This window comes from Clostridium sp. TF06-15AC (genome assembly GCF_003481165.1).
GTDB classification, from domain to species: domain Bacteria; phylum Bacillota; class Clostridia; order Lachnospirales; family Lachnospiraceae; genus Otoolea; species Otoolea fessa.
The window spans coordinates 118,096-137,385 of the sequence record NZ_QUKS01000006.1 but is presented as its reverse complement, the minus strand read 5'-3'; the positions used below and the strand labels follow the sequence as shown (position 1 = coordinate 137,385).

The window sequence follows — 19,290 nt, the reverse complement described above, 5'->3', positions numbered from 1 at the left end:
ACCTCTTTATTTTGCACATCCGTGCTACTCGGTATCTTTATGATTGAATGTCTGATCGAGCTGGCTCTTTAATGAGCGCAGGGTCGATACAACTTTGTCATAATCCATTCGTTTCGGTCCAACGATTCCTATCGTTCCCCGAAGTCCGTCCCCCAATTCATAATTGGCAGTAACGATACTGCAGTCCTTCATCGACTGCACCTGTGTCTCACTTCCGATGTAGACCTGAATCTCATTTTTCTTATCGCTGTCCGCATCGTCCTCGGTAAGAATCTCTCTCCAGAGGTCTTTCTGCTCCAGTGTCCCGATGAGCTGGCTGGCTTTCGCGCCATCGCTCAGTTCCGGATATTTGAAAATGTTCGTCGTACCTTCGGTGTAAATCTGTAAATCTTCCTCGCCGGAACGAATCGCCTCGGCCACCTCGCTTAGTACCACATCCACGATGTGGCTGCGCTCGCCTGCCTGCCCTTTCATCCGGGTAATGACATCCAGATTAATCTGCTCCATCGTCAATCCGTTGAGACCACTATTTAAAAGAATATTCAGATTCAGGATGTCCTCATCGGTCAGCTCCGCATCGAGTGCCACAATCGAGTTCTTGATAATGTTGCCTTCTAAAACAGTGACAATCAGGAGTTTCCCGGCTTCCACTCTGGAAAGCTGTATAAACTTGATCTTCGTCTGGTGATACTGCGGTCCGCTGATCAGCGTCGCATAATTCGTATTGCTCGCCAAAAGCTTTGCCATCTGCTTTAACAGAAGCTCCACCCGATCCACTCTCTGGATGACCATATCACGCACTTGCGTGACCTCCGTCTCTTTCTCATGAATCAACTGATCCACATAGAAACGATATCCTTTATCTGAAGGAATCCGGCCTGCCGATGTGTGCGGCTGAATGATATATCCCAGTTCTTCCAGATCCGACATCTCATTTCGAATCGTCGCCGAACTGAGTTTCAAATCGGAATACTTGGAGATCGTTCTGGAACCAACCGGCTCTCCGGTCTCCAGATAGTTCTGGATAATCGCTTTCAAAATCTTTTCTTTTCTCTCATCCAGTTCCATCCAATCTCTCCTTCCGTGCATCCGCTTCCGCCGGTCTCTTAAACCCGCTCTGGAAGTTTTCTGTTAGCACTCAATCTATCAGAGTGCTAATATCTACAGTTCATACTATATTACTTACGCAAGTATTTGTCAATGATTTTTTTCGGTTTTTAAAAAAATTTTTTTCTTCTTTTTTCGAATAAAATTTTCCATTCTGCATACCCTGTTTTTAGGCACGCTGATTTTCACATTTTCTATAGGTAGAAACTCCCTTACCCGCTTTCCTGTTTGCGTTCGAACAAGCTTTCGACTTGTCGAACCTCCGACCGCTCCCAGAGCCCTATTTCCGGCTCTCCGACTTGACATTTAACATTTTTGTAATATAATAGTAATAAATTATAACATTTGTAAACACATTGCAATATTTGTGAGATGCACAATCGTTGCGATGAGACAAATGAATCTAAATTGAAATGAGAGGTTTTTATTTGATGAATATGATGAACACCATGCGGCGCGGACTTGCCACAACGGCAATGAGCCTGGTCTGTCTCATGGCAGGCACCATGAATACACTGGCAGCCACAGATGCCGGAACCGAGCTTGTCTCCCAAATAGATGCGGCAGCCGGTGAAGAAACAAACGGCACTTCCACCGAAGCAGCCCAGACACCATCTGGTCCGGCTTCCGATCCGGAGCTGATTAGAAAGCAGACAAACGCTGCTGCGGAAGAAGAGGCTGACACGAACGCTTCCGAGGCAGAAGTCGCTGCATTTTCAAATGAGTCTGCACAGGCGGAGGCAGAGAACGCTGACGAAGCTGCAATGACTGAAAATACTGACACAAATGCTGCTGCCGAGGCACAGGAAGCAGAGGCACCTGCTGAAATCTACGCCGGACGTTTTACGACAACTGCTTACTGCAGCTGCCGCAGATGCTGCCGTGGCGGAAAGAACCGCACTAAATCCGGCACCATTCCGCAGGCAGGACATACCATTTCCGCCGACTTGCGCGTATTCCCACTCGGAACTAAACTCCGCATCAACGGCGTTGTCTATACCGTTGAGGACAGCGGCAGCGGCATCCGCGGAAACAAACTGGACATCTTCTTCAATTCCCACAGTCAGGCACTGCAGTATGGAAAGAGAAGCGCCGATGTCTATATTGTCCGATAATTACATTGATTTTAAGCAAAAAAGGGTCTTGCAGATAGAAAATCTTTCACCTGCAAGACCCTTTTTTTATAATTCTTATTTATAACTGTTCAGTACCTTCACAGTCACGTGCAAAAATCCATTAAAAATTGCCTACGGCAATGGGATTTTTGCCTGCTAGCCCATGTTTTCGTACGGTCAGCGCAGTAAATGCACAGACCTACTGAACAGTTACCCTTATTTTACTTAATCCGTCAGCGCCTTATGATATTTCGTTTTCCGGTAAATTTTCCAAATAATGATACCCGGAATGCTCACGGTACATACGACGGTACTCACGCCTCCGATCACTCCATATATTCCAAATAAGATGGCTGCGATAATGTTCATACTTAATTCCTCCTGACTCATTCATTTTTCAATGCAAGCTCACTATGCTTTGTTCCCCATTTTATTCTTTTTATCCAAAATGAAAAGAGTTTCGGCGCATCCTTAGCAGGACTTTAATCATCCTTTCGCTTTCTTACGTTATTCATAATAATTTCGAAATATAAGTTAAAAGCGTGAAAATACTGATTTTAAAGGGTTTTTCAATTTTTTAAAACTTTTTCAATTTTTTTCAAAAAAACGCTTGCATTTTTTTTGAAGACGTGATAGTATATAGGAGTCGCTGATGAGCACCGCTTCAAAAGCGAGAAAATCATATCGAGGCGTGGCTCAGTTTGGTAGAGCGCTGCGTTCGGGACGCAGAGGTCGCGTGTTCGAATCACGTCGCCTCGATTGAATAAAATTAAATATGGCCTGTTGGTCAAGCGGTCAAGACGACGCCCTCTCACGGCGTAAACCCGGGTTCGATTCCCGGACAGGTCACTGAAAAGAGATTCGAGATTCGAGTCTCTTTTTTATTTTCTTCATTCCTGACCTTTCACCAAATCATGTAAACTATAACTGAATTTTGCCGATGCTCCGCATTCTAGATCGGCAAAATACGCTTTTTCTACAGGATCGAACAGGATTTTCAGTCCAGAAAATTCCTGCCTGCAAATAGTAACTCTCCTTTTTTCTTCTTCATATACTGCAATATAGCCAATATGAAAAGGGGTATCTTTTTATGGAAACATACAACTACGATGCAGCAGCAGTGCCTGAGGGGGATGCTGACACGACTCCGGCGGCGGCACCGGAGACGGATGCGGCAGCAGCTGGAACCAGTGATACGGCACAGTCTGGATTTAGTTCTCAGCCTCCTGTTATCTTAACATATCCGGACAGCTCATCCAATGATCTTCAGGTATCTCCGGGCTTCGGGCCATACGGGGATGTGATGCCCAGCCTGCCGTCCAATAATCATGGCAGCCCGAACACCGGTGGCTGCATAAACTGCGGCGGTTCCAACTGGAAGCCATCTCCAAATGGCGCGCTCTGGACCTGGGGCATTCTCTCGCCGTTCTTTTCCACCTCATCGGAGATCGCGCACCTGCGTTTCTACAATGCCGCCTCCATCCGCGAACCGATCGATATCTACCTGAACGGACGTCTGGTCGTATCCGATCTGGATTACATGAATTATACGCGCTACATGCACATCATCCCCGGCATCTACCAGCTGACCGTCTACCGCCGTACCAATCCGGGCTTCGCCATCGTCAACACAAATATCCGGCTTCGCAGCGGTTACAGCTACACGCTGGCGGTTCTGGGTACTTTTAATGATTTTTCGGTGCAGATGCTCAACGCCTGATCGCTTTTATTTGAGAAAAGCTTCTTCACGCGAGTGCACATCCCGCGGAGCGTTTTTTTCATAGGACGTAATTTCCTATGAAAAAAGAGACCGCCACGTTCACGCGTGCGGTCTCTCTTCCGTGTCCTCTGCAATTATAAATTTATGATGAGAATATAACTGTCCGAATCTTAAACAGCCATCTATTTTTCCGGCTCATCTGCCCGGTTTGCTTTCTCGATCTTTGCCAGATGCGCGGCTGCAAATTCTTTGATTGCCTCAAAACTCTGTGGGCTGATCACATGTTCAATGCGGCAGGCATCTTCCACTGCCACCTCTCTTGGCACATCCAACGCTACCAAAAGCTTTGTCAGTAATGTATGACGCTCATAAATCATCTCCGCGATCTTCCGTCCCGACGGCTCCAGAGTGATATATCCCTCATGATCCATCGAAATATAACCGTTTTCACGAAGATTCTTCATCGCAACGCTGACGCTTGGTTTTGAATACCCCAGCTCATTGACTACATCGATCGAACGGATCATCGGCTTGCGATAGCTTAACATAAGAATCGTTTCCAGATAATCCTCTGCTGACTGCTGTATTTTCAAAGTGATTCCCTCCAAACTTCTAACACATAACCGGCCTGGCTTCGTGCCTTCCCGTCTCCCGCAGAATAGTCTTCCCAAACTGCCGACCAGTTACCATAATACTATATACTAGAATACCATATTTGGAAGAATATTTCAAACCATATCGAAATCAATCTATCGTTTCCAGAAACCGACGGAGTTACTGTTCACGCATACGTGCCCAGTAACGGAATTTGCCGTGGCTTCGCATTTAAATACGTCAGCAAGCTGCACAGTGTTCCTGCAAAATTTCTTCCAACGCGGTTTTGCTGCTGGTGTGGCAGCGGACAACTTCTGTCCGGCTTCCCTTTGCACCATCAACCGCTGTCCGAATCATTTTATGGGAAACGGTGCTTGTAAAAAGTACAAGAAGATCCGGCGCTCCGATCTGTTTGCCGAAATCCGCCGTCATCTGTGTAAATACCTTTGCCTTACAGTTAAATGATTTGCAGATTTTCACGTACTGGCTGACCATGCGGTCATGACCACCTACAATTACAACACTCATATTTTATCCTCCGAAAGTTAGTTCTGTCTAACTGCTGATGAAGTTAGTATACACTAACTTATCTTGTTTGTCCAGAGGAAAATTGAACTTCATAGAAAATTCATAGAAATAAACGTACCGTGCAAGACTATTTTTCACCAACCAACCTTATCTTACACGGTACGCATTTTCCCATTATCCATTTTTATCCAATACTAATTTTTATCGTATTTTACGCTTTTAACACCTCCTCTGTTACTCCCGTTTTTCCTATTCCAGCTTTATACACCTCCAATCCTGATATCGCTATATCAAACATCCAATCCGTTTCGCACAGAAATCCCATTTTCTGATACACATCCCAACGGCTCATCGACGCATGTTCTTCTAATTGATAGTTTCTTCCCAGCTGCCGGTATGCATGAAGCCCCAGTCTATGATATGGCAAAAATTCCAATTCCTGACAATTTTTAAGTTCCTGGCATAACTGCGCCGTTTTCCGAATATTTTCCACATCATCATTGACTCCTTCTACCAGCGGCACACGGACATGAATCGAATGCGGCGCGCAGATCGCATCGGCTTTGCGGATATTTTCCAGAATACAGGCATTATCCTGCCCCGTCCATTTTTTATGCTTTTCCGGATCCATCGTTTTCACATCCACATAAAACATCTGCAGATGCGGCACGATCCGTTTCACATTTTCAAACGAAGTAAACATATCTAACTCTGCCGCCGCATTGATGCAGGCGTCATCACAAGCCTCCAGCAGTGCTTCCGCAAAATCTGTCTGACAGAACAGATCACCTCCTGAAAGTGTCACTCCACCATCAGAATAGAAGAAAAACATCTCATCCTTCTGGATCTCGCGCATTACTTCTTTTACGGTCATCTCCTTGCCATAGATCTGCTGTGCCCGGTAATTGCAGGCATCCACACACTGAAAGCACTGTTTACAGCGGCTGTGATCCCTCACGATCTCTCCCGTTTTTTCGCTCCGGCGAAGTGCCTGTTCCGGACAGACCTGGATGCAGGCGCCGCATCCGGTGCAGCGCTCTTTCATATAGTAGACTTCCCGCTGCCCCGACTGCGACTCCGGTGTCGAACACCAGGCACAGCGCAGGGGACAGCCCTTAAAAAATACAACCGTCCGCATTCCCTTCCCATCGGAGAGGGATAACCGCTCAATCCGAAGAATATTTGCTTTTAATTCCATACGCTGTTCCTCCTGTCAAGTACACCTTGCCTGCTGCCCGCCACCGCGCATGATGCACATCCCCGGTAGCTGATTTGCCGCATTTTTTATGAAACACGGCAGATTTCACTCTTTTTCCTAGCAGATATTGGAATGTGAAGTTCTGGAAATGATATCGTCCTGTACTTCTTTTCCAAGCTCTGTAAAATATGCTGTATAACCAGCTACACGTACCAGCAGTCCGTTGTAATCCTCCGGATGCTTCTGTGCTTCTTTTAAGGTCTCCGTATCGATGACATTGAACTGTGTGTGGAATACGCCCAGGGAGCAGAGACTCCGCAGGTAGTTCATCAGTTCTTTTGTCGAGTTCGGACTGTCGCGGAATACCGTATCCATCTTTACATTCAGCAGGGTTCCCTGATTGAAACGGCCATGCGGAATGTGGGAAATGGATTTCAATACAGCGCCCATGCCCTCGGTATCGGTTCCCTGGTTCGGAGATACGCCGTCTGCTAACGGTTTCCAAGCCAGACGTCCGGACGGAAGTGCACCGACCTCCAGACCAAACGGAGTATTTCCAGATACCGGAAGAATACCTGGCGTCATCTTGCCGAATTTGCTGTGGAACGACTCGATATAGTCCGCGATAAAACAGAACATATCACCGGTCAGCTCGTTTACTTCGTCGTCATCATTGCCGTACTTCGGAGCTTCATCACACATCTTCTTGACATCCTCATAACCCACAAAGTTTGCATCCAGTGCATCCAGAAGACGCTGCATCGTTACTTTTTTCTCATCAAATACAAGTTTCTTTACTGCAATCAGGCTGTTGATCAGGTCTGCTACGCCGATCGCATCAATACCATTTCCAAGGTTATATTTCGCACCGCCCCATGCGTAATCTTTCGCATTCTCTACGCACTCATAGAAAGAAAGGGAAAGTGCCGGAACGACCCTCTGGAAGCCAATGTCATCGCATACATGGCTGGAAGCCACGGTTCCGCGAAGTTCATAGCGGATCTGCTCTTTGACTGCCTCTTCAAACTCTTCGTAGGTATTAAAGGCAGTCGGATCGCCGGTCGCCTCAGATGCCTGAATGCCATATTTACGGCTCTTACCGTTTAACAGAGCAAATTCAACCGCAGAACCTAAGTTGAAGTCTGCATATGCGGTGTAGCATCTCTGTTTTCCTTCCAGGTTCGTCTCTACACAGCCGCATGGATTCCAGTTATATGCTTCTTTTAACGGGATTCCCTTGTTCAGGAGCATCTCGATACCAACTTCATCGTTGTGGAATGCCGGGAAACCGGTTCCAAGCTTGATAACCTCTGCAATCTTCTTTAAGAAGCTGCTCGGATTCTTCGCCATATTGTAGCGGACAGACAGGGACGGCTGATATAACTGTACTTCTGCGGTTGCCTGCAAAATCAGGTACGACACGTCATTGACTGCGTCCATGCCGCACTCATCCACACCGCCGCAGCATACGTTCTGGAACATTGGGTAACCGGCGGAAAACTGTGCGGTTACCTGATCCTGGAACAGGCACTGCTCAGAGAATTTAACCCATAAGCAGTCCAAAAGTTCCTGCGCCTCTTCCTCTGTCAAACGGCCAGCCTCGATATCTGCCTTATAAAATGGGTAAAGATACTGATCCATACGTCCCGGGTTGTAGCTTGCTGCATTCTGCTCCATGAAAATACAGGTCTGATAAATATACATCGACTGAATCGCCTCGCGGAAGGTACGCGCCGGTTTTTCCGGAACCTGATCGCAGGTCTCTGCAATCTGTAACAGTTCTTTTCTGCGCTTCTCATCCGGCTCTGCCTCTGCCAGCTTTCTCGCCTCTGCCGCATAGCGGTGTCCCAATGCGGAGATACCGTCAGCTGCCAGCTCCATCGCTTTCAGGTATTCAATCTTCTCATAGTCACCCGGACGGGTAATATCAAGTGTATCAAGCACTTTATGGATATGCGCCTTGATTCCCTCCATGCCTTCTTTAATGACTCTGGAATAACCCGCAGTCGTCTCGCCCCAGCCACGAACTGATTTACGGTTGATGTAAAGAGCGCCGCAGTCACGTAAGGTTGCCGCAAAATCCGGGCATTGTACCAGCCACTGCTCATACGTGGAACGTCCCTTCCAGTACGGGCGGATGATCTCCTCAAATGCCTTCCGATCCTCTGGGCGCAGATAGAATGGGTCATATGGACGGGTACTGATGGTATCCAGCTCCTCATCCAGAACCGACCAGCAGGTATCGACACTTAAAATACCACCGCGCTGCTTGCTTCCGGCATTGCCGACAATCAGCTCATCCCCCCAGATTTTTACAGTTTTCTCCAGGCACTGTTTCTTAAATGCATATGCTTTCCGGATGCACAGCGGCTGTCCCTCTGATTCCTGGAAGCCTTTTGTCAGAATAATTGCATTTTCCAGATCCATCTCTGGCTTGGTCTTTAATACTCTCTGTTTTAATCGGTCAATCCGATCCATGTATGGTTTTCTTTCGATTGCTGCCATCTGATTTCCTCCTATTTTTTACTCACATTCCCATTCTGTGGGATTTATTTTTTTAGCACCTGCTATAAATCTCTTTTCGTTTAAAAGTATAGCAATTCTTATGTGGAAATGGTACAATATCAATAACTAAAAATACCAAAATCTTAACATATTGAATTTTTATAGAAAGAAGGGATCCTTTGAAATCTACTTCCCAGTTACAGGAAATCAACCACTATCAAGATCAAGATTTTCCGGTCAATGTCTACTATTCTGATATTCATTCCATGCAGCCGCCGGGACGCTGGCTGCGCGACTTCCACTGGCATGATGAGCTGCAGTTTACCCTCGTACTAAGCGGAACATTGACAATGCAGGTAGATAATCTTTCTCTGCCCGGACAGGCTGGAGATCTGATTTTCGTCAACACCTCCCTGATTCATGCCGTCACACAGATGTCGGAAGACGGCTCCTATGCGAGCCTCAATTTTCCTTACCGCCTTCTTGCCTTTTTTCCTGGAAGCCGCATGGATCAGGACTACGTCCTGCCCTATACCGCCGGTGGGAAATTCTCCGCCTTCTCTATTCACCCGGAATCCGAATGGCAGAAAGAGTTGATCGGACTGCACAAAAAAATAACCGATTTATTTCTTTCCAATCAGGTTAAAGGCAATGAATATTCTATCTGCATTAAGATTGCCTCGATGTGGAATCTGCTGATTTCCAATTTTCACAGCAGTGGGAATTCTACCTCTATTAACCTCCTGCGCCAGCAGCGCCTGCAATCCATTCTCCTGTTCATCTATGCACATTACGCAGATGATTTACAGCTCTCAGACCTGGCTGCATCAGCCAATATCAGCGTCGGAGAATGCTGCCGGATTTTTCAAAATATTCTTCACACAACTCCCTATGGATATTTAACTAATTACCGCATCCAGACCAGTGTTTCCCTCCTTCACCGCGATCTGCCCATCTCACAGATTGCCGGACTGGTCGGATACAACCAAGTCAGCAATTACATCGCCACATTCAAACGGATCATTGGCTGCACACCGGCACAGTACCGGAAACAGCAGAAAAATGAATCTGAACATACACAGTAATGCCTGCTTCTGAATTCTTCCAAATTCCACATAGACGCAAAAAAGCACTCTTTCACTCAGCCTTTAATCTCTGAATGAAAGAATGCTTTTTATTATCTTCTCATTTTCAATTCTTTACTGTCCAATCTCCGCCGCCGGACCCACTGCCGGTTCCTGCGCCGGACCGTGTCCTGGTCCGATGTCGCTGCCCGGTCCTGCCGGCACGATCGTCGTGCTAGATTCTGCCGGATCTTCAACTGTCTCGGCAGTTGTTTCCGGCACCACCGCCGGGGCTGAATACCGTTTTCCTGCCGTACCCGTCTTGTAGATCCGCTGCATCCGCTCTTTGATGGATTCGCTCTTGATCTGCTCGATCTTGGCGCTGGCGTCTTCTTTAAGCTCCTTGCTGCTGCGACCGGAATCGCCGCTCTTTGCAGACTCCAGAAGCTTCGCCACCTCATCCGAGAGCAAATGATCCCTTCTGAAATTCGCCGCGGTATATCCGCTGGTTGTGATTTCAAATGCATCCGGATGACCTGCCAGATAGGTTCCTTCTCCGCGTCCATTGTCCGTCTCCGGGGTATCAAAGGACGCCGCCGGAAGCCCCTCTACCATCTTTTCCATCGCATTTTTCCAGATCTTCGCCGGATACGTGCCGCCGTACAGGCTGGAAAGTGTCTTCTGCTGGTCGTAGCCAACCCAGACCGTCATCGTATAATATGGCGTCATGCCGCAGAACCAGCCGTCACGGCTGCCGTTGGTCGTACCGGTCTTTCCGGCCGCCTCTATATTGCCGCTCCAACCCATCGACGCCGCCGTACCTTTTGTGACAACTCCCTTTAAAATATCGGTCATCAGCACGGCGCTGCTCTCCTGATAAACCTGAACCGATTCATAATCTTCAAAAATATCTTCGCCCTGGTTATTGATCATCTTGATAATACAGGTCGGTTCGCGGTACTGTCCCCGGTCTGACAGCGCCGCATAAGCGCCCGCCATCTCCTCGGTCGTCATACCGGTGGTAAAGCCGCCCAGGGAGGTCGCCGGATAATAGTCCGCCGCTTGCACACTCGCGAAGCGCATCTGGGTTAAATATGCCATGCCAACATCCGGTGTGATATCATCATAGATATACCATGCCACACCATTTTTACTTCGCTCGACCGCATTTCGAAGCTCCAGCCTCTCGCCGGAAAGGGACTTCACATCCACGCCCTTCTGCTTCGCCGCGTCAATATCGATATTCGGAATCCTTGTTTCCGATGTGTAACCATTTTCCAGTGCCGGTGTATACACAATCAACGGTTTGATAGAACTTCCCGGCTGTCTCGGGCTCTGGAACGCACGGTTTAATGTGTAGGTATCCGTCTCCTGACTGCGTCCACCCACAATCGCCACGACGCGGTTCGTCTTGTTGTCAATAACGGTGGACGCGCCTTGCAGCTTGTAAACGCCGTTTTCGGATGTATTGCCATCAAAGGACAGAACTCCATCTAATGCATCCTGCAGGATCGTCTGCTTGTCCGGATCCAACGAGGTATAAAGGTTATAGCCGCCCGTATAGAGCGCATCGCGCTCCTGGTTGTACACCTCGTTGTAATTGGCATTGTACTCTTTGTAAGCCTCGTCGCTGCGGAATCCATACTGGAATTCAAAACCGTCACGGCGCATCAGATAGCGAATCGCACAGTCGATCGCATACGTCGTCTCATAGTTGTGCAACGGCACTCTCTGACGGTTGACCGTGATCTCCTCCGCCTTTGCCTCTTTGCACGCTTTCTCCGTAATAAATCCCATACTCAGCATATCTTCCAGAATCTTATCGCGGCGTGTCAGCGCATTTTCCGGATGACGGTACGGGTTGTAATACGTCGGCGAGTTCGGAATCGCACACAAATATGCCGTCTGGCTCAAGGACAATTCATCCGCATCCTTGCCAAAATAACCTCTTGCAGCCGCCTGAAGCCCGTAGTACGTATTCGCGAAGCTGATATCATTGATATAGAACTCCATAATCTGCTCTTTGGTGTATTTCTTCGTCAGATCTAAGGAAATCAGCATCTCCTTGATCTTCCGCTCCATTGACACCTCGCGGGTCAGAAAACGGTTTCTCGCTAACTGCTGGGTGATCGTACTCGCGCCGTGCTTTTCTGCTCCCTCAGTCAAAAAGTAATTGACTGCGACACGGAAAATACCTTTTATATCAATGCCTGGATTTTCCCAGAACGTCCGATCCTCGATCGCCACAAATGCGTTGACTGCATTCTGCGGTATCTGGTCATACTTCAAATAACTGGAATCCTCGTCTCCCGTCAGCTTCGCCAGCACATTACCGTTGGAATCATAAATATAACTTGCCTCCTGCAAACGGAACGTATCCGGCGTACTGTTTTCCACCACTCCCTCTATCTGGCTTTTATAGTCCTCATAGAGTGGAATCAGCTTATATGCGCCAAATCCGGCACCGCCAATCACCAGCAGTACCAGACACACCAGAAGCGTCTTGAACATGGTTCCAAAGATCCTTGCCATCGCATGGAACACGATCTGTCCACCGCTCCGGCTGTTATTTTTGCCCGCTTTCTTTTGCTTGCCGACATCGATTTTCCCGCTTTTCTTTGCGGTGCCCCGCCTGCCCGAAGATCGTGCGGATGAAGCTGCCGGCTTCTTTCGAACGCCGGAGGCGTCCTCTCTCGTCTGTTTCTCCCTCATCTCTTCCCTCATCTTCCTATGTATCTATGGTTGCTTCCATTCTATTTTCATGCGGCACCTTAGACTTCAAAAATGCCTGTCTGCGGACAGCAACTTTTTATACTTTTCTGACAAAATCAGCTTGGACTCCCTTTTATTATAAGTTTTTTTGTCCAAAAGAACAAGCCTGTTTTCGAAATCTGCTCAATCTCCTGCCGCGTGTTACTGTTCGCGCATACGTGCCCAGTAACGGAATTTGCCGCGGCTTCGCATTTAAATACGGCAAATTCCTGCTGCCACCACGTTTTCTTACGGCACTTTCGGTTCCAAAAGTGCCTACTCGTAAACAGTAACGGGATTTTGCCAATGCATTCAGCTTCAAAAACACTTGTCTGTAAACTGCATTTTCGCTGTATCAACGCTGTTTCCGAAAAAGAAATGCTAGAAGTTCATGCACTAACAGCGGCGTGGCGGATAACAGGAGAAGCGCCAGCCACTCTGCCGGGTGCAGCCGCACCGTGTGAAGGAGTTTCATCAAAAAAGGAATCTCCGTCACCGCAACCTGCATCAGAATCCCCACAAGGAATGCCGCAAGCATCAGCGGATTTTTTCCAAGACTGCGTGAAAATGCCGAGCCCGTGAGCGAGCGCATGCCGACCGCGTGAAAGAGCTCCGACAGCCCCAGAACGGTAAATGCATACGTCTGTGCTCGCAAAAGCTCCTGTCTGCTGAAAAATGCCCCCAGCGTGACTGCTGCAATCAGAGACCCGTAAAATACCATGCAGAACCACCCGCCTCCGGCAAACAGCGACTCGCCCGTCCGGCGCGGCGGCTGACGCATCAAGTTCTCCCGGTCGTTTCCATCCATGCCGAGTGCCAGCGCCGGAAGCGAATCCGTAATCAGATTGATCCAAAGGATGTGCCCGGCTCCCAGCGGCGCCGGTATTCCGATAGCAACGGCGGCAAACATGGTTAAAATCTCCCCCAGATTGGAGGAAAGCAGAAACAGTATAGATTTTCGTATATTTTCATAGATGCCGCGCCCTTCCTCAATTGCCCTCTCGATCGTCGCAAAATTATCATCCGTCAAAATCATATCCGCCGCCTGCCGCGCCACATCGGTGCCGCCTTTTCCCATCGCGATCCCGATATCGGCTGATTTAAGCGCCGGCGCATCATTTACGCCATCCCCGGTCATCGCCGTCACGCACCCGGCGCGTTTTAAAGCCCGCACAATCCGGACTTTATGTTCCGGCGACACCCGTGCAAAGACTGATACAGAACCGATTCGTTCCTCCAGAGCTCCCTCATCCAGCGTTTCCAGCTGCGCCCCCGTCATGCATTCTTCCCGCCGTTTGGCAATCCCCAGCTGCCTGGCGATCGCAAGCGCCGTGTCTGCATGATCTCCAGTGATCATAACCGTCCGCACAGATGCCCTGCGAAATGCCTCAACTGCCCCGGCTGCTGCCTCCCTCGGCGGATCCATCATGCCTGCCAGACCCAGAAATATCAGGTTCTGCTCCAGCTGTCCCACCTGTTTCTCCCGCTTTTCCTCCGGCATTTTTCCTGTTTGAAGCTCCCTATACGCCCCCGCGAGTACTCGCAGGGCACGCGCGGACATACGCGTGATCTCCGCCTCAATCTCTGTCCGCCTCTCCCTGGTCAGCGGCACAATTTTGTCCTCTTCCATCTCATAACGACACCTTTTAAGAATCACATCCGGCGCCCCTTTTACACAAGAAATCCAGTTTTCTCCCTGCTCATGCACCGTCGTCATTCTCTTCCGATCCGAATCAAAGGGAATCTCCCCTTTCCGCGGATATCTCCGACGCAGATGCTCCGGAGAAACACCACAGTTTTCACAAAATCCGTACAGCGCCCGCTCGGTGGCATCCCCCACCGTCTCCCCGGCATCGCTGCACAGCGCAAATACCTCCAGAAGCCGTTTTCCCACTTCTCCTTCCTTAGAGCGCGCCAATTCCTGTTCCGTATACTCCTGTCGATTTACATAACATGTCGTCACCGTCATCTCATTTTTCGTCAGCGTCCCCGTTTTATCTGAGCAGACCACGCTGACTGCCCCCAGTGTTTCCACGGACGGAAGACGGCGCACGATCGTGCCAGCCCGCGCCATTTTCGTCACTCCCAGCGCCAGCACAATCGTCACCGTCGTCGGAAGCCCCTCCGGCACGGCAGCTACCGCCAGGGAAATCGCGGTGAGCAGCATTTCCATCACGTCGCGCTTCTGCCAGACGGCGAGGGTAAATAATAAAACGCACAGCCCGATCGTAAGAATACTCAATAGTTTCCCCAGATCCGACAGCCTTTTTTGCAACGGTGTCTCCTCCTCCGGCGCCTCGCGGATCAGAGAGGCAATCCTCCCTACCTCCGTATTCATGCCGGTGGCGATGACAATTCCCTTTCCCCGCCCTGCCGTCACGTAAGAAGTCATAAATGTCTCATTTTTACGCTCTGCCACTGGAAGCGCACCGGCGGCTAAAAAATGGCTGTTTTTCTCAACCGCCCGCGATTCGCCGGTCAGCGCTGATTCTTCTGCCCGCATTTCAGCTGTCTCGGTAAGACGTAGGTCGGCTGGAACCTGCCGCCCGGCATCGAGCACGACCAGATCCCCCGGCACCAGCTCCCGCGCGGCAATCTCCCGCTCTTTTCCTTCCCGGATCACAACCGCCTCCAGCTGCGTCATCCGTTTTAAGGATTCGAGCGCTTTCTCCGCCTTCCCCTCCTGAATCACGCCCACCGTGGCATTTAATACGACAACCGCCAGAATTACCCCCGCATCGCCGTACTCGCCCAAAAGCAGGGAGATCCCGGCTGCCGCAAACAACACAAAAATCAGGGAGTCGCAAAGTTGTGCCCCGATGCGCACAATCAGACTCCGCGGTGGTGCTTCCCGCAGCTCATTTTCCCCATAATGGCGCTGCCGCACCTCCACTTCCGCTGCCGATAAGCCTGTCCGCAAATCGACCGAAAACTCCCTGCACACCTCTTCCACCGTCCGGTTCTCATACATGCGCATTTCCCCCTTTTTCTGTCCCTGTTCTGTACTTTTCACAGACTGCATTTATTCATATGCGGAAAATAGGGGGGATTAGAACTGAATGGTTGGAATAAAGAAATGGAAAACATAGTCCTGTTTGACGCTCAAATGGCATCGGAACTCTTATTGTTTCGATGCCATTCTATAAATTCTGTGATTTAATTTTATCGTTCTGTTTCTGTCACATACCTTACACCTGTGGTTCCGGCTCCTGCGTCTGCGCGGCCGGTTTGCGCTCCATCGGCATATAACCTTCTTTCTTCCGCTGTATCGGCTGTACAGGCACCGTTGCTGCCGTATCCCGGAACGCCGGGAGGCTGCCTGTCTCCATGTAAGCGCGGAACGGAAGTTCGCCCTGCGCCGGATCTCTCACGACCTCATTTTTCTCCACTTCTGGCCGTTCTCCTCTGCGCAGTGAACGGCGCTCAAACCGCTCCCGTCTTCCAGAAGCCGGGCGGTCTTCCCGTTTCTCATTTTCCGGCACCGCGCGGTTTCCGCTACGTCTGTCCGCTGCTCTCTCGGCTCCCGAAACACGCGCTGCCCTCTCTCTCTCTGAGCAAGCTCTTTCTCTGCCCTGCGTGCGCTCAGTATTCCCCTCAGCAGCACGATCCGCTGTACGGTTCCGATAGCTTCTCTCCGATCGTTCCGGTCTGTCACTGCCAGACGGACGTTCTTGTGCGCTGCGCTCCTGTTCCGACTTTTCGGCTTTTTCCGGTGTTTCCAGACGTGTTCCCCTATTCGGACCACTTACGCCTCTTGGCGCCTGTGTCCGCTCCGAAAGAGGTCGAACCTGCATCTTATTTTTCTTTTCCTTCTCCCGGAAGCTTTTAAGTACGATCGCCGCCGAATACTGGTACGCATAGATACAGCTTTTCATCAGTTCCTGCTCTTCCTCCGTCTTGCAGGAACTCAAGAGCATCTCTTCCTCTTCTTTTTCCAGATATGCCTCTCCGTTCGTATCGCGTTCCTTTACCGGCTTGTAGATCCGGTATTTCTTGTAATACGGCGGACATGGAAACTGCTTATTCTTAACCGGTTCCGGTACAATCCGCAGTTTGTAGGTATCGGACATGCGCGCCAGAACATTATGTATTTTCTCACAATTCTCTCTCGTATTTGTCTCCCGCGCCGGGATACAAAGTAAATAATCCATCTATTTTCCCTCACATCTATCAAACGATCCTTTTCAAAATCGTTTTCTTCTCAAATTTTCTACATTTACGCCAATCTTTATTGTATCATGTCAGAGAAAAACGGGCAAGTGAAAAAGAATGTGCCTCACGACAATTTCCTGTTACACAAAAAAGGCTGCCACACGAATGCCAAACGAACGATTTCCGTCCGGGGCCTTCTGTTTGTGACAGCCTGTCTTCCTTTATCTAACGCAGCCATATTTACCTGCGTGTTACTGTTCACGCATACGTGTCCAGTAACACCTGCGTTCCTCAGTCTCTTACACCATCCAGTCTTTCAGCACGCCGTGATCGCGCAGCAGCTTTCCAACCACCGTCTTGTCAATCTTCCGGAGAATCGGCTTTTTGAGTGCTTCAAGCGGCATCGGCAGCTTCATTTCCAGCGGCGATCTGCCGTCCATCAGCTTGACCGTGCTGTCCAGAAGCTCGCGGATATCGTAGACACTTCCCCATACCTCTGGTACGCCGCGGTCTACACCGCACAAGCCATACACCGCTTCCATCGCGGTGCGGACGGAATACTCGGTCGTGAAAATAGTATCACGCGGGGTCTCCGCAAACTGTCCCAGAAATGCCGCATTGACACATCCATCCGGGATAACGTCCGGGCGGTCTCCGGCACGCCGCGGCATAAAGAATGCTGTAATATACGGCATCATCGTCGGCGTACAGTTCGCATGGTTCTCAGCCAGTTCCTCGATCTGATCCTCCGGGATTCCGAGATGGTACAGCCATTCTTCTGTGATCTCCTTGCCCGTGCAGGCGCGCATCGGCTTCTTCACATAATCGCCCGGTACATCCGTAAATAAACTGTATACCCAGACGCAGATCTCGTCCTTATCCTGCGCTTTGAACTGTCCCTGACGGTTGATCGTCCAGCTGAGCAGCCAGCTTGAATCACGGCAGCTCACGATACCGCCTGTTACGACGCGTCCACTTCTCGGATCCCTGCGGCAAATCTTGCGGATCTGGGAAATGATTGTCTCATCCGAAGTCGTGACCGTCGCAGACTCCCAGTTCGTCTTCTGGATATCCGAGCAGAATTTCTCCGGATGTCCAAATGCCGGATCCTGCGCAGCAATCTGACGCCACAGACTCCAGCAACCGCTGGTACGCACTTCCGCACCTTCTACCGGTGCCTGATTCTGGTCGCCGTAGATCGTTCCCTCAGTACAGCTTCCGTTCGTAATAAAGACAAAATCATCCTCAGTCAACGCGATTTCCTTCTTCTCGCCGCCCTTCACGTACTCGATCGCCTTCGCAACCTTTTTCTCACCCTGGATGTCAAACCGCACATTCGTAACCTCGGTGCCAAACTGGATCTGGACGCCTGCCGTCTCCAGATATTTCTGCATCGGCAGAATCAGCGACTCATACTGGTTGTAACGCGTAAATTTAAGTGCCGAGAAATCCGGAAGTCCGCCAATGTGGTGGATAAAACGCTGAAAATAGCGTTTCATCTCTAATGCACTGTGCCAATTTTCAAACGCAAACATTGTTCTCCAGTACAGCCAGAAATCCGAATCAAACACCTCATTATCAAACACATCCTCAATGGATTTGTCATACAGATCCTCATCCTTCGTGAAGAACAACTTCATGATCTCCATGCTGCCTTTCTGGCTCAAGCGGAATTTGCCGTCCGTGTGTGCATCCTCGCCTCGGTTGACCGTCGCACGACAGAGCGAGTAGTTCGGATCATGTTTATTCAGCCAGTAATATTCATCGAGAACTGATGCCCCCGGCACCTCCAGGGACGGGATGCTGCGGAACAGATCCCACAGGCACTCAAAATGATCCTCCATCTCGCGGCCGCCGCGCATCACATATCCACGGGTCGGATCCTGAATACCGTCACATGCACCACCTGCTACCTCCATCGCCTCCAGAATATGGATATTTTCTCCCGGCATCTGTGCGTCTCTCACAAGAAAACACGCCGCCGCCAGAGAAGCCAATCCACTTCCGACGATATAAGCCGATTTGCCCTCGATTCCCGCCGGTTTCTCCGGGCGCGCAAACGCCTCATAATTTCCCTTCGAATAATAAATTCCCTTGCTGTTTTTCTCCTGGCTGCCGCGTTCCGTATTCCGGTAATCCGAAGCCGACTTAACCACTTTTCCTGCCTTTTTCCGCTTCGACGCCGCTGCCGCCAGCCCCGCTCCAACTGCCAGTGCCGATACCGCACCCGCTTTCCATGCTTTCTTATTCATGTCCTGATCGCCCCTGCCTTTCTTCAACTTTCAAACCACTTCTTTTTTACATTACCCCGATATCTAGTTTTTAATACTATCTAATAGTAGTTTGATAGTAAAACTTTTTTGGAGAAAAGTCAAGGGCATCATCTTCTGGTACTTCCTGTTTGCCTTTGGTCATTCCATTTTCTTACTACCTTTTGTACTGACTTTTCATGAGCTTTGGCTTTATACTTCTTGGCTTTGAATTGATTGTAAAATGTGAATCCCAAGTATTTTATCTCTATTGGTCTTCCTATTTTACTTTTCTTGCGATTTACTT

Annotated in this window: 13 protein-coding genes and 2 tRNA genes; 5 read left to right on the top strand and 10 right to left on the bottom strand. The window is 49.4% G+C overall.

Annotation, left to right across the window (positions count from 1 at the left end; genetic code table 11):
• Nucleotides 1-24: 24 nt before the first annotated feature.
• Nucleotides 25-1,068, bottom strand: a complete 1,044-nt coding sequence (gene hrcA / locus DXC57_RS12435; RefSeq protein ID WP_107001098.1) for a heat-inducible transcriptional repressor HrcA — start codon at nucleotides 1,066-1,068, stop codon at nucleotides 25-27.
• A 470-nt stretch (nucleotides 1,069-1,538) separates the two neighbouring features.
• Here hrcA and DXC57_RS12430 point away from each other — a divergent pair, with 470 nt between their 5' ends.
• A complete protein-coding gene (locus DXC57_RS12430; protein ID WP_182457304.1) occupies nucleotides 1,539-2,222 on the top strand; it encodes a 3D domain-containing protein in 684 nt (227 codons plus the stop codon).
• 225 nt (nucleotides 2,223-2,447) lie between these two features.
• On the opposite strand, the gene DXC57_RS15550 is transcribed toward DXC57_RS12430, so the two are convergent.
• On the bottom strand, nucleotides 2,448-2,591 hold the full coding sequence (locus DXC57_RS15550) for a hypothetical protein (protein ID WP_022358601.1): 144 nt from the start codon (nucleotides 2,589-2,591) through the stop codon (nucleotides 2,448-2,450).
• A 316-nt stretch (nucleotides 2,592-2,907) separates the two neighbouring features.
• Between DXC57_RS15550 and DXC57_RS12425 the strand changes: the two genes are divergently transcribed.
• From DXC57_RS12425 to DXC57_RS12415, 3 genes are all read left to right on the top strand, one after another.
• A tRNA-Pro gene (locus tag DXC57_RS12425) sits at nucleotides 2,908-2,981 on the top strand.
• 18 nt (nucleotides 2,982-2,999) lie between these two features.
• A tRNA-Glu gene (locus DXC57_RS12420) sits at nucleotides 3,000-3,071 on the top strand.
• A 241-nt stretch (nucleotides 3,072-3,312) separates the two neighbouring features.
• Nucleotides 3,313-3,942 (top strand): DUF4397 domain-containing protein, encoded by a 630-nt coding sequence (locus DXC57_RS12415; RefSeq protein ID WP_022358492.1) that lies wholly within the window; start codon nucleotides 3,313-3,315, stop codon nucleotides 3,940-3,942.
• Between the two features lie 182 nt (nucleotides 3,943-4,124).
• On the opposite strand, the gene DXC57_RS12410 is transcribed toward DXC57_RS12415, so the two are convergent.
• The 4 genes from DXC57_RS12410 to DXC57_RS12395 form a co-directional block, all read right to left on the bottom strand.
• Complete coding sequence (locus DXC57_RS12410) at nucleotides 4,125-4,535, bottom strand: metal-dependent transcriptional regulator (RefSeq protein WP_118471928.1); 411 nt, start codon at nucleotides 4,533-4,535, stop codon at nucleotides 4,125-4,127.
• 241 nt (nucleotides 4,536-4,776) lie between these two features.
• The gene (locus DXC57_RS12405; protein WP_022358490.1) at nucleotides 4,777-5,064 is read right to left on the bottom strand and encodes a DUF2325 domain-containing protein; all 288 of its coding nucleotides are present in this window, start codon (nucleotides 5,062-5,064) and stop codon (nucleotides 4,777-4,779) included.
• Between the two features lie 211 nt (nucleotides 5,065-5,275).
• A complete protein-coding gene (locus DXC57_RS12400; protein ID WP_118538385.1) occupies nucleotides 5,276-6,262 on the bottom strand; it encodes a glycyl-radical enzyme activating protein in 987 nt (328 codons plus the stop codon).
• 117 nt (nucleotides 6,263-6,379) lie between these two features.
• Nucleotides 6,380-8,767: a formate C-acetyltransferase/glycerol dehydratase family glycyl radical enzyme gene (locus DXC57_RS12395; RefSeq protein ID WP_118652885.1), complete on the bottom strand. Its 2,388-nt coding sequence runs from the start codon at nucleotides 8,765-8,767 to the stop codon at nucleotides 6,380-6,382.
• A gap of 179 nt (nucleotides 8,768-8,946) precedes the next feature.
• Here DXC57_RS12395 and DXC57_RS12390 point away from each other — a divergent pair, with 179 nt between their 5' ends.
• Nucleotides 8,947-9,852, top strand: a complete 906-nt coding sequence (locus tag DXC57_RS12390) for an AraC family transcriptional regulator (RefSeq protein ID WP_118652883.1) — start codon at nucleotides 8,947-8,949, stop codon at nucleotides 9,850-9,852.
• A gap of 114 nt (nucleotides 9,853-9,966) precedes the next feature.
• Here DXC57_RS12390 and DXC57_RS12385 read toward each other — a convergent pair whose 3' ends face one another.
• From DXC57_RS12385 to DXC57_RS12370, 4 genes are all read right to left on the bottom strand, one after another.
• A complete protein-coding gene (locus tag DXC57_RS12385) occupies nucleotides 9,967-12,543 on the bottom strand; it encodes a transglycosylase domain-containing protein (RefSeq protein WP_243101477.1) in 2,577 nt (858 codons plus the stop codon).
• Between the two features lie 394 nt (nucleotides 12,544-12,937).
• Nucleotides 12,938-15,553, bottom strand: a complete 2,616-nt coding sequence (locus DXC57_RS12380) for a cation-translocating P-type ATPase (protein WP_118652879.1) — start codon at nucleotides 15,551-15,553, stop codon at nucleotides 12,938-12,940.
• Between the two features lie 217 nt (nucleotides 15,554-15,770).
• A complete protein-coding gene (locus tag DXC57_RS15765; protein ID WP_243101476.1) occupies nucleotides 15,771-16,733 on the bottom strand; it encodes a hypothetical protein in 963 nt (320 codons plus the stop codon).
• A 300-nt stretch (nucleotides 16,734-17,033) separates the two neighbouring features.
• Nucleotides 17,034-18,986, bottom strand: coding sequence for an oleate hydratase (locus tag DXC57_RS12370; protein ID WP_118522763.1), 1,953 nt, complete (start codon nucleotides 18,984-18,986; stop codon nucleotides 17,034-17,036).
• Nucleotides 18,987-19,290 lie beyond the last annotated feature (304 nt).